This window comes from Desulforhabdus sp. TSK, from assembly GCF_022836495.1.
GTDB lineage: Bacteria > Desulfobacterota > Syntrophobacteria > Syntrophobacterales > Syntrophobacteraceae > Desulforhabdus.
In genome coordinates this window covers 1-11,460 of sequence record NZ_BQXM01000023.1, presented here as the reverse complement: position 1 = coordinate 11,460, position 11,460 = coordinate 1, and the positions used below count along the sequence as shown (strand labels likewise).

Here is an 11,460-nt window from a genome sequence, read left to right as displayed (position 1 = left end):
GAAGAGGGCGGCGTCCCCGGTTCGGCAACCCCACGCCCCGTCCCTCCTGCTCCCTGCAGAAGAGATGGCCACGCATCCCGGGGGCTGCAGCCCTTTTCATTAAAGCTTTCGATCCGCTGTATATGACTCAGGATTTCTCTTCTTCGATCACGAGCTTGCCCTTATGCTTCGTACCACAGGTAGGACAAAGGATTTCAACCTCGTTGTCGGGGCCAATGTATTTTTCCTTCATGGTCTCCGACGGGATGAAAGAAACGTCGCCGCACGCACAGTGGGGGCATTCCCCCCTCACTATATGCCTTTCTTTCTTGGCCATTTCGCTACCTCCGTAAAGTTGACAATTCAGAGTTCCTGTATCATCGCGCTATCACCGGGAGGTCGTACGCTGCTCGCACGCCCCCCTCATTCAGGCAGTTCTCTCAGGGGGCAATCACCCCGGCGTGACCGGACTCATTCCAAACGCGCAAAAACCGTCCTATACGCTTCGCATGGGGTTCATTTGTTTTTCACAATACCATTCTTGTGATCAAATGTTCAATATAATTTATGGAACGTGCCATCAAAGAATGGAGGGATCAGGCGACTCCCCCCGCTCCGTCCAGTCTCCAGCCCCCCTTTTCCATCATCCAGCTTTCGGTATCCACATAATAAAGCTCCAGATCGGCGAGAATGACATAGTGCTCTCTCTCTTCGGCGATCATACCCTCCAGCAGGGCACGCTCGTCAGGATCCGTCGCCCTCTTCAGCTCGTTTTCAAAGAAGGCGATGCTGGCATTCTCGAGCTTCATTCCCATTTCGATGGCCACCACGTCATCCAGGCAAGCCTTGGGAAGCTTGCCGTGCTCCCTGGCGACTTTCCGGAGAAGCGCCTTCTTGTCGGTGCTTTCGAATGGATGAAAGCGGCACGCCGCCGGGTCGAACTTGCCCTTCTTGAGCTCTTCATAGTGACTTTGCAGGCTGTTCAGATGCTCGTCCTCCGCCGAAGCGAGCATGCGAAAGGTTTCGATGCCCACCTGATCAGGGCATGATTTCATGGCATCCAGATACAGCGCCTTCTTCTTCTCTTTCATTTCCACTGCGGTACAAAACATGTCTAGAGATGCCGATGCAGTAGTGCTCATGATACCCTCCTTTGGCAGGCGACTTATTGCGCTCCCTGCGGTTCAAGCCCCTCGGCCCGATGATCCCCGCGGTTTGCATCCAACTCATTGCAACTTTATAAGACGTCATCTACTGCCTGTCCATATGGCTTGTCACGAGGACCGTCCGCCATCATGAATCCGGCTCCTTTTTCTATTGCCTCCTTTTGAGCAAACATGTTAGAAGGGTCCGATTTACTCAAACCGCACACTTCTCAAACCTTTTGGTGCCCCACCCTGAGTGTGCAGGGCGGGCTGAAGGGAAGTGGAGGTCACAACCAGAAGGAGACCATCATGGCAGTAGTAGGTATGAAGCAACTGTTGGAAGCGGGGGTTCATTTCGGCCATCAGACACGGCGCTGGAATCCCAAGATGAAGCCCTACATTTTCGGGGCGCGCAACGGCATCTACATCATCGACCTGCAACGAACGGTCAGGCTGTTCCATACGGCCTATCGCTTTGTGGCGGATACCGCCGCGGCCGGAGAGAGCGTCCTTTTTGTCGGCACGAAGCAGCAGGCGCGTGACACGATCGCTCAGGAAGCCAGGCGATGCGGCATGTTCTACATCAATCAGCGCTGGCTCGGCGGGATGCTCACCAATTTCAAGACCATCAAGAACCGAATCGATCGCCTCAAAGAGCTCGACGCCATGGTCGAAGACGGTTCCATCAACCGCTTCCCGAAGATCGAAATCATCAAGCTCCAGAACGAACGGGAAAAACTCGAAAAGAACCTGGGCGGCATCAAAGAGATGACCCGCCTGCCGGGAGCGATCTTCGTCGTGGACACGCACCGGGAAAATATCGCCGTACTCGAAGCCAACCGCCTGGGCATTCCGGTGGTTGCCGTGGTGGATACCAACTGCGACCCCGATTTGATCGACTACATCATTCCAGGGAATGACGACGCCATCCGCTCCATCACTCTCATGGCCTCCAAGATGGCCGAAGCCTGCATGGAGGGCCGGGATCGGTTCGCCGAAGTGCAGCAGGCCAAGCAGGACAAGGGCGCCGTGGAACTGGAAGAGGTTCCTGCCGGACAGATCCTCAAGGAAGAAGCGAGCGGTCCCGAGGTGGAAATCGTCAATACGGAGCCCGCAGGCGAGTAGGAACGAATAGACTCTCAAGGAGGAATCTCTTGGAAATCACTGCTGGAATGGTAAAGGAACTGCGTGAAAAAACGAATGTCGGCATGATGGACTGCAAGAAGGCGCTCCAGGACACCGGCGGCGACATGGAAAAGGCCATCGATCTGCTTCGCAAGAAGGGATTGGCCAAAGCCATGAAACGTGCCGGGAGAGAGGCCACCGAAGGCATGATCCATTCTTATATCCATGGCGGCGGGCGCATCGGAGTGCTCATCGAGGTCAACTGTGAAACGGATTTTGCCGCCAAGAGTGAAGACTTCAGTGAATTTGTCAAGAACGTGGCCATGCACATCGCCGCCGCGAACCCCCTGGCCATCGTCGAAGAAGACGTTCCCGCCGACATCGTGGAGAGGGAGCGCGCCATTTACCTGGAACAGGCAAGAGAATCCGGGAAGCCCGAAAATATCCTCGAAAAGATGGTGGACGGCAAGATGCGGAAGTTCTTCGAGGAATCCGTCCTCATGAAGCAGGCCTTTGTGAAGGACCCCGATAAGTCCATCCAGGATTACCTCAACGAACTGGTGGCGAAGATCGGTGAAAAAATCATGATTCGCCGTTTCGTGCGCTATCAGCTGGGCGAATAACCGCTCTCTTTCTCTGCGTGATCACAGCGTCGGAAGGAATCCGCCACTCCTGAGGAATGCTTCTCCCGGCCTTGGCAGACGAACCACACGGTCCAGCCCTTTGCACGGCCGAGTCAAGGCCGGGTGGGAAGCATCCAGAACGAACCCATAGGGATACCATTCATGACTCAAGCGGAAAAACCTCTGTATCACCGGATTCTTTTGAAGCTCAGTGGAGAAGCACTGATGGGGAAAGAACCCTACGGGATCGATTCCCAGGTACTGGGAGAAGTGGCCGATCAAATTCGAGAGGTTCACGATCTGGGGGTCCAGGTGGCCGTGGTCATCGGCGGGGGGAACATTTTCCGGGGAGTTTCGGGGGCGTCCCGTGGAATGGACCGTTCCACTGCCGACTATATGGGCATGCTGGCCACCGTGATGAACGGGCTGGCTTTGCAGCAGGCCCTTGAAAAGGTGGGAATCCCGACGCGCGTGCAGACCGCCATTGACATGAAGGAAGTCGCCGAGCCTTATATTCGCCGCCGGGCTCTGCGCCACCTGGAGAAGGACCGTGTCGTCATCTTTGCGGCGGGAACCGGCCTCCCCTTTTTCACGACGGACACGACAGCGGCCCTGCGGGCCATTGAAATCGGGGCGGAAGTGCTCATGAAGGCCACCCGCGTGGACGGCGTCTATCCAACGGACCCCGAAAAAGATCCCACAGCGATCAAGTACGACCGGATCAACTATTCGGAGGTTCTCCAGAAGAATCTCGGGGTCATGGATGCGACGGCCATCTCCCTCGCGAGAGATCAGAACATGCGCATCATTGTGTTCAACCTGCTGAAAAAGGGCAATATCAAGAGGGTTATTTTAGGGAACCCCATAGGAACAGTGGTGGAGGGATCTGATCATGTTGAATGACATCTATGCAGACGCTCAGGATCGTATGAAAAAGGCCCTGGAAAACCTGGATCAGGACTACAAGAGGCTGCGTACAGGGCGCGCATCGGTTGCACTGGTGGATGGAATCCGCGTGGAATATTACGGGGCATCCACTCCCCTCAGCCAGTTGGCCACCCTCACCATTCCCGAGCCCCGCACCATCATGATTCAACCGTGGGACACCACCGTCATCGGCGAAGTGGAAAAAGCCATCCTCAAATCCGAGCTGGGGCTCACCCCCATGAACGACGGGAAGGTCATTCGCATCAACATTCCCATGCTGACGGCCGACCGCCGCAAAGAGCTCGTGAAGCTCGCCAAGAAAATGGCCGAAGAAAGCAAGGTCGCCGTTCGCAATATCCGCCGGGACGTCAACGAAATGATCAAGGATCTCAAGAAGGAAAAAGAGATCTCCGAAGACGAGGGTTTCAAGGCTCAGGAGGAAACTCAGAAGATCACCGATGATTTCATCAAGAAAGTCGATGAAATATACAGCGCCAAGGAAAAGGAAATTCTGGAAATTTGAGGATGCAATCCATCGATCCCGCTAAACTTCCGCGCCATGTGGGCATCATCATGGACGGCAACGGCCGCTGGGCCAAGCAGCGATTCCGCAACCGGATTTTCGGACACGAAGAAGGGGCCAATTCCGTTCGGGAAGTGGCCCGCTGCTGCCGAAAGCTGGAGATTCCCTACCTGACCCTCTACGCCTTCTCCAAAGAAAACTGGCAGCGTCCCAAATCCGAGGTCAGCGCCTTGTGGAGCCTGCTGGACAGGTTCCTGGAATCAGAGCTTCCCGAGATGGTGGACAAGGAGATTCGTCTGCGTCACCTGGGAGATCCCGAAGGGATTCCTGAAGATGTGCTGGCAAGGCTGCGGAAGGCCATCGACGAGACCTCCGGATTCGACAAACTGACACTGAGCCTGGCCATCAATTACGGGGGCCGCCAGGAAATCCTCCTCGCCGCCAGGAAATTCGCCCAGGATGTCCAAGAAGGTCGACACCTCCCGGAAGACCTCACGGATGAGGTTTTTTCCTCCTATCTTTTCACGGCGGATTATCCCGATCCCGACCTCATCATTCGAACCGGGGGGGAATACCGCGTCAGCAATTTCCTGCTGTGGCAACTGGCTTACGCCGAGCTCTACACGTCTCAACTGCTGTGGCCGGACTTTCGAGAAGAGCAGTTCATGGAAGCCCTGGTAGACTACCAGGGACGGGAGCGCCGCTTCGGGAAAACGGGCGACCAGCTCAAGAGCGATTCGACCGACTGACCTGCCGCGCTTCGGAGTGGTTGGATCCCCTTCGCCCTGCGGATCACTTCCTCCATCATTTTTCTCTTGCGCAATGCACCCCCATCAGGATGGAGCCATGTGGAACCTGCGCCAGTGGAATTCTCATAGTCAACGTTTGGTGACGGGATTGTCGATGGCCATCCCTGTGGCACTTCTGCTCCTCTTCGGTCCCTTCTGGAGCTGGTGCCTCGTTGTCACCCTCATGACCGGAGTCAGCCTCTGGGAATATCAACGCATGACCTTTCCCGAGGAAACGCCTCAAACCTGGCGCGCCTTCTTCATTGCCACGGGTCTTATTTTTCCCGCCGCTGCGGCACTGGGTGAAACCGTCGGGCTTCACTGTGCCCTTGTCCTTTCCCTTTTTGCGGGCTTTCTCTGCCTCCTCTTCCTCAGCCCCGAGGATCCAGGCGGAATCAGGAGACTTTCTCAATTCAGCCTGGGCTGGCTTTACATCCCATATCTCCTGAGCTACATATTGCTGGTCGGGCAGGACGCCGCCGGCAGCACATGGATTTTTTTTACTCTTCTCGTCATGGCGGCCAGCGATGCAGGGGCCTTCTACACGGGGAAGCATCTGGGACGCCATAAGCTTTACGAACGGGTCAGCCCCAAGAAAACCGTCGAGGGCTCTCTTGGAGGGCTGCTGGCGAGTATGCTGGTGGGTGCCTTATTCGCTCGTTTGTTTATCGATACTCCCGGCTTTGCCGAGGTTTTCTTTTTCAGTGGATTCCTGGCGCTGGTGGGGCAGATGGGGGACCTGATGGAATCTCTCGTCAAGAGGCTCTGCGGCAAGAAGGATTCCAGCGAGCTCCTTCCAGGGCACGGGGGTCTCCTGGACCGCCTGGACAGCCTGTTTTTTGCTTTTCCAACCACGTACCTGTTTCTTCAGTGGGTGGTGGATCGAGGATTACCCTAAAACATTATGACACTGAAATCCCTCAGTATCCTTGGATGCACCGGCTCCATAGGCGTCAACACCCTGGAGATTGTTCGGCAGTTCCCCGCTCGATTCAAGATTTGCGCCCTGGCCGCCGGACGCAATATTTCCCTTCTTAAAGAGCACATCAAAGAATTTAACCCGCGGCTGGTCTCCGTCCTGGATGCCGAGGTGGCGGAACAGCTTCGCGAGTCCCTTGGCGCCTCCCCCCATGCACCGCGAATTGTCTTCGGACCGGATGGCTACGAGGAAGTGGCCACCATCCCCGAGGCCCAAATGCTCGTGTCCGCCATGGTGGGAGCTGCCGGGCTACTGCCCACTCTGGCCGCCATCGAAGCCGGGAAGCATATTGCCCTGGCCAATAAGGAAACACTGGTCATCGCCGGCGAAATCGTCATGGAGCGGGCTGCCCGGAAGGGGGTTCAAATCCTGCCCGTGGACAGCGAGCACAGCGCCATCTTTCAATCCCTCCAGGGGAGCCACCGCCGGGACCTCAAGCGCATCCTTCTCACCGCATCGGGCGGCCCCTTCTTCAACAAGTGCTCCGAGGAGCTGTCCCGCGTGACTCCCGAAGCCGCTCTCTGCCACCCCAACTGGTCCATGGGACGGAAAATCACCATCGACTCGGCAACCCTCATGAACAAGGGCCTCGAAGTCATTGAGGCACGGTGGCTTTTCAATGTCCCCGTGGAGCGGATCGCCGTGCATATTCATCCCGAGAGCATCGTGCATTCCATGGTGGAGTACATCGACGGCTCGGTGATCGCCCAACTGGGGATGCCCGACATGAAAATCCCCATCGCCTACGCCCTTTCCTACCCCGAGCGCCTCCCCGTCCGGAGCCCGGCCCTGGATCTTTTTCGACAGGAGAAGCTGACTTTCTACCCGCCGGACATGGAAAAATTTCCCTGCCTGCGCCTGGCCTATGAAGCGGCCGAGAAAAGCTCTACACTGCCCGCCGTTTTGAACGCGGCCAACGAGGTGGCGGTTCATGCTTTTCTTGAGGGGAAGATCTCTTTTGCCGATATTCCTTATCTCATCGAAACAACGATGCGTAGACATGAGCCTTCGGGTGCATTGACCCTGGCGAAAATCCTCGAGGCCGATGCATGGGCGAGGGAAGAAACCGGCCGGCTGGCCCAAAAAAGGACAATATCTTGCTGACAGCAGTCTTTTCCACAGTCGTCGTTTTGGGTGTCCTCATCTTCATTCACGAACTGGGGCATTTTCTCGTGGCCAAATGGTCGGGCGTGACGGTCCTGCGTTTTTCCCTCGGTTTTGGGCCGAAGCTCTTCGGAGTCACACGGGGAGACACCGAATATCGACTGTCCCTCATCCCCCTCGGCGGGTATGTCAAAATGCTCGGGGAGGAGACCGAAGACGAGGTCAGTGAAGAGCAGCTCGCCAACAGTTTTGCTGCTCAGCCGGTCTTCAAACGCATCGCTATCGTGCTGGCCGGCCCGTTTTCCAACTTCGTTCTGGCCATCGTTATTTTTGCTCTCATCTATGCCTTTTCCGGCATCCCGCAGCTGGCCCCCGAGATCGGCACGGTCGCTGCCGGCTCCCCGGCGGAAAAGGCGGGACTCCAGACCGGCGATACGGTCCTGACCATCAATGGTCAGCCCATCACCACCTGGGACGAGCTTTCGAGCCGCATCGAGGAGCTGGGTGAAAATCCTCTCACTCTGGAATTCCGGCGTGATCAGAAGGTCATGACCGTCCAGGTGACTCCTTCCGTCACGGAGGTGAAGAACCTCTTCGGAGAGCCCATCAGGCGACCGGTCATCGGGGTCACCGCTTCGGGTAAAGTCTCCATCAAGAGCGTCAACCCCCTGCATGCCGGTTACTACAGCCTGCTCCAGACCTGGAACCTCAGCAAGCTTTTCCTCCTGACGGTCGTCAAGATGGTGGAAGGGGTCATTTCCGTGAAGACCCTCGGCGGCCCGATTCTCATCGCTCAGATGGCGGGGCAGCAGGCCCAGGAAGGCATGATCAATCTCATCAATTTCATGGCGGTCATCAGCGTCAACCTGGCCGTGTTGAACCTCCTTCCCATACCCGTCCTCGATGGGGGGCACATCCTATTTTTTACCATCGAAGCCATCCTGGGAAGACCGCTCAGTGTGAAAAAAGTCGAGCTGGCTCAAAAGGTGGGCATGTTCATTCTGCTCCTTCTCATGCTGTTCGTGTTTTACAACGACATCATGCGTCTGATCCCGGGCCGCCAGTCCGATTTCATGCCTTGAGCCCACTCCAGGCCCCGCATTCCATGAAAATACTCGCAGTAGATACTTCCACTGCCTCGGGCAGTATTGCCCTGATGGACGGTCTGTCCGTCAAGGCGGAGTGGATTCTCCAGTCGAACCTGACTCACAACCGCCTGCTCCTGAAGAACATCCATTTCCTGCTGACCCAGGCGGAATGGGCGCTCTCCCAGGTAGACGCCTTTGCAGTGACGACGGGGCCTGGAAGCTTCACGGGGCTCCGCATCGGTCTCACCACCATGAAGACCCTTGCCTGGACCATGAAGAAGCCCTACCTGGGCATTCCATCCCTGGATGCCCTGGCAGCCCCCTTTTCTTTTTGCTCCCTGCCCGTCTGCTGCCTCATCGATGCGCGCAAGCACGAGGTCTACGGCGCCCTGTACCGCCCTGACCGGGCAGGGGGAGGCCTGCTGCGGGTGGGGGATTACCGTGTGCTCCCTCCCGAGCGCATGGCTGCGGGGATTCAGGAGCCCACCCTTTTTTGCGGTGACGGATGGCTCGCTTACCGGGATATCATCAAGGAGATTCTCGGCGAAAAGGCTTTGGAGGCTCCAGGGCCTTGCCATGTCCTTCGAGCCGACTTTGTGGCCGAACTGGCCAGGGTTCGATTCGAAGCGGGCGAAAGGGAAGACCCCCTCAGCAGCGTTCCCCTCTACGTCCGGCCCTCGGATGCCGAGCTGCACCACCCTCCATCCCATGGATAACCTTTCCTTCATACGATCCTTCACACGGAAGGCTACGGCCGCCTGCAGGAAGAAACAGGTCCCCCGCATTGCAGCCAAGGGCCTCCATCACGCCGGGTTCCCCGTCGGATACTTCGTCCGCAATCTGATGCTCCTCGCAGCCGAGCCCCGTTGGGCGCAAAAACCGCCCCGCCTGAAGCGGATCAAAATCGTGAGACTGCTTCAGGAGCGTAGCAGGTTTTTCCTCCAAGTCCATGAGTGGCTGGACCGCCACGATACGGGGAAGCTGGATAACCTTTCGGAAGGATATGGGAATCAAGGGGGGCAAGACGATGCCGTCTCGGTGGATACCTATTGCATTCACTGCGGGGGATGCTGTGAAATTGCCTGCGGACTTCCGGATTTTCCGGCGGAATCCATCATTCCCGCCCGCTGGCAGCGCATCTTTGGAGAGGGTCTCGGTGAGAACCACCGTTTCTGTCCGTTTCTATGGGAAGACCGACCTTCCGGCGGGAGCCTGTGCTCCATTCATCCCTGGCGCTCCCGCCCCTGCAGGATCTTCGAGGCGGAGGAATGCCGCTTTCTCCTGGACGATCCTGAATTCAAGAAACTTTCAGATCCGGTGGCTCTCAAAAAAGTCTATCGCTTATTGCTTCGCCTGATTGATGCCCGCTAGCAGCCACTGGTGTGTTCCCACATCGCGGCAGAATGTCCAAAATTCCTGGAACTTGACGGGAGACAGCTGATTTCCCTCTATGACTGCGCCTGTTTTTTCATCCACGACATAGTCCAGGAGATTGGCCGTGAACAGCACCGTCACATAGTCTTTCCCCATTTCCTGCCACACCTCGGAGGGCTCCACCTTGCGGACAGCGATATTTTCCAGGCGATTGATGCGCCCCTGCTGCTGCATGCGGTTGAATTCCGTGCTGAAAAGGTCCCTCATTTCGCCCGTGAGCAACTCTTCGATCCCATCCAGGCTTCGATGCATCCAGGCCGCCTGAATGCGAAAGAAAAGGTCCTGAAAGGTCTCCTTCAGCTCTTCCTCGCTGAAGGAGGGATCAAACTGACGGATCTGCTGAAATCCCCTTTCTACTCCTGCCACTCCCGGGGAGGCTTCGGGAGCGGCATCCCTGTAGGAGACCCGGCTCTCGGGCTGGTACGTTCCCGCATCCATGGGATACCCGGCATCGGCCATTTGCTGCTGGCGGCGCCTCTTCAGGTATTTCATGACAAAATAGATGGCAGCACCGATGAGGATAATGTCCATGAGGCCGATCCCCCCGCCGCCGGACCCTCCCACGGGAGCGGCCTCACCGCGGCTTCCAAAAAGCATGTTTCCCAGCAGTCCGCCGGCCAGCCCGCCCGCCAAACCCTGAAAGAAGGGGTTGCGTGTGAACCCGCCCGAAGGTTGGCTGTAGGGGCTGGAATAGCCGCCGGGACGTGATGATGTGTTGTAGTCTGGTCCGGACCCGCCGGGAGTCGTATAGGGCGAAGGCCGGGACGGCATGCTGGGACTCGAGAAGCTCCGACTGCCTCGACTCCCCATGGAGCCGCCTCCGCCGGCTCGGGCCCATGCCACCGATTCCATGGACGTGGCAGCAAACAAAAGGAATACGCTCGTTAAAATCATGACGCGATGCATCGGTGACCGCTTTTTCATGGCTCACTCTTCTCCTGTTGAAACCATCTACTTCAAGGTTAAGGGTTCGCTGCCCTTCGTGTGTCGTGCAAGGGACGCTGAAACCTTGGTTGAAATCAGACAATGGATTGGCTTCTGCCTGACTATCCAAGAGTCATTCCCGCCGGCGACCGACCGTGTCGGGTCGGGAATGACGCATGGGCATGCCTGCAGAATGATTCATCATGCGTTGTGCTATACGTTAACAAACCTGGCACCGGATGACAATATTCGGCTGCTGCTGCTTTCTTAATGGCCGCCGACCCAAAAAAAATTCCCTCTCCACCCACAGGAGGGTGGGGAGGGAATGCTCTGATCATTTTGGCCGTGCAGTTACGCACAGCCCTTACTTCAGTGCAGGGCCAGGAAGGACTGCTTGACCATGGCGACATACCCTGAGGGGAAGAGCCCGAGGGAGAGGACGCCGTAGGCGGAAATGACGACGGCGAGCACCAGGGCCGGGGAAAAGACCGGCTTCGGCGCCTCGCCCTCACCCGACGGGTCCTCCATGTACATGGCCACCGTCACACGGAGATAATAATACACCGATACGACGCTGTTGAGAACCCCGATGACGGCAAGCCCGATGTAGCCCTCCTTCACCGCGGCCGAGAAGATGTAAAATTTCCCCATGAACCCGCCCGTCGGGGGAATACCGGCGAGGGAGAACAAAAAAAGGCTCATGGCGATGGCCGCCCACGGGTGCCTGTACCCGAGGCCCCGGTAATCCCGCACCCGCACCCGCTCCTCGCCCTTGCCCCCGAGCACCGTGATGAGGGCGAAGGCCCCGATGTTCATGAAGG

General features: G+C 57.2%; 14 protein-coding genes. 10 read left to right on the top strand and 4 right to left on the bottom strand.

From position 1 onward, the window contains the following. Positions 1–127: 127 nt before the first annotated feature. Both MWC30_RS13880 and MWC30_RS13875 read right to left on the bottom strand, forming a co-directional pair. Positions 128–316, bottom strand: coding sequence for a hypothetical protein (locus tag MWC30_RS13880; protein ID WP_244084794.1), 189 nt, complete (start codon positions 314–316; stop codon positions 128–130). A 259-nt stretch (positions 317–575) separates the two neighbouring features. Beyond that, positions 576–1,121 (bottom strand): ferritin family protein, encoded by a 546-nt coding sequence (locus MWC30_RS13875; protein WP_244084793.1) that lies wholly within the window; start codon positions 1,119–1,121, stop codon positions 576–578. 312 nt (positions 1,122–1,433) lie between these two features. Here MWC30_RS13875 and rpsB point away from each other — a divergent pair, with 312 nt between their 5' ends. The 10 genes from rpsB (at position 1,434) to MWC30_RS13825 (ending at position 9,652) form a co-directional block, all read left to right on the top strand. Then, positions 1,434–2,249, top strand: coding sequence for a 30S ribosomal protein S2 (gene rpsB, locus MWC30_RS13870; RefSeq protein WP_244084792.1), 816 nt, complete (start codon positions 1,434–1,436; stop codon positions 2,247–2,249). A 29-nt stretch (positions 2,250–2,278) separates the two neighbouring features. Beyond that, a complete protein-coding gene (gene tsf / locus MWC30_RS13865) occupies positions 2,279–2,872 on the top strand; it encodes a translation elongation factor Ts (RefSeq protein ID WP_244084791.1) in 594 nt (197 codons plus the stop codon). A 162-nt stretch (positions 2,873–3,034) separates the two neighbouring features. Continuing rightward, on the top strand, positions 3,035–3,775 hold the full coding sequence (gene pyrH / locus MWC30_RS13860) for a UMP kinase (RefSeq protein WP_244084790.1): 741 nt from the start codon (positions 3,035–3,037) through the stop codon (positions 3,773–3,775). Next, a complete protein-coding gene (gene frr / locus MWC30_RS13855; RefSeq protein ID WP_244084789.1) occupies positions 3,765–4,322 on the top strand; it encodes a ribosome recycling factor in 558 nt (185 codons plus the stop codon). Before pyrH ends, frr begins: the two co-directional genes overlap by 11 nt. Positions 4,323–4,324: 2 nt before the next feature. Beyond that, a complete protein-coding gene (locus MWC30_RS13850) occupies positions 4,325–5,071 on the top strand; it encodes an isoprenyl transferase (RefSeq protein WP_244084788.1) in 747 nt (248 codons plus the stop codon). A 73-nt stretch (positions 5,072–5,144) separates the two neighbouring features. Next, on the top strand, positions 5,145–6,008 hold the full coding sequence (locus MWC30_RS13845; RefSeq protein ID WP_306423199.1) for a phosphatidate cytidylyltransferase: 864 nt from the start codon (positions 5,145–5,147) through the stop codon (positions 6,006–6,008). Positions 6,009–6,020: 12 nt separating this feature from the next. Beyond that, on the top strand, positions 6,021–7,193 hold the full coding sequence (locus MWC30_RS13840; protein WP_368860857.1) for a 1-deoxy-D-xylulose-5-phosphate reductoisomerase: 1,173 nt from the start codon (positions 6,021–6,023) through the stop codon (positions 7,191–7,193). Beyond that, positions 7,187–8,275, top strand: coding sequence for an RIP metalloprotease RseP (gene rseP, locus MWC30_RS13835; protein WP_244084785.1), 1,089 nt, complete (start codon positions 7,187–7,189; stop codon positions 8,273–8,275). Before MWC30_RS13840 ends, rseP begins: the two co-directional genes overlap by 7 nt. Positions 8,276–8,298: 23 nt before the next feature. Beyond that, on the top strand, positions 8,299–8,997 hold the full coding sequence (tsaB, locus tag MWC30_RS13830; RefSeq protein WP_244084784.1) for a tRNA (adenosine(37)-N6)-threonylcarbamoyltransferase complex dimerization subunit type 1 TsaB: 699 nt from the start codon (positions 8,299–8,301) through the stop codon (positions 8,995–8,997). Beyond that, entirely contained in the window at positions 8,990–9,652 is a 663-nt protein-coding gene (locus MWC30_RS13825) for a YkgJ family cysteine cluster protein (protein WP_244084783.1), read from the top strand. Before tsaB ends, MWC30_RS13825 begins: the two co-directional genes overlap by 8 nt. Here MWC30_RS13825 and MWC30_RS13820 read toward each other — a convergent pair. Continuing rightward, entirely contained in the window at positions 9,623–10,639 is a 1,017-nt protein-coding gene (locus tag MWC30_RS13820; RefSeq protein WP_244084782.1) for a Tim44 domain-containing protein, read from the bottom strand. The genes MWC30_RS13825 and MWC30_RS13820 overlap by 30 nt on opposite strands. A 369-nt stretch (positions 10,640–11,008) precedes the next feature. Continuing rightward, positions 11,009–11,460 (bottom strand): proton-conducting transporter membrane subunit (locus MWC30_RS13815; protein ID WP_260100665.1); only part of this gene is annotated, 452 nt, incomplete at its 5' end.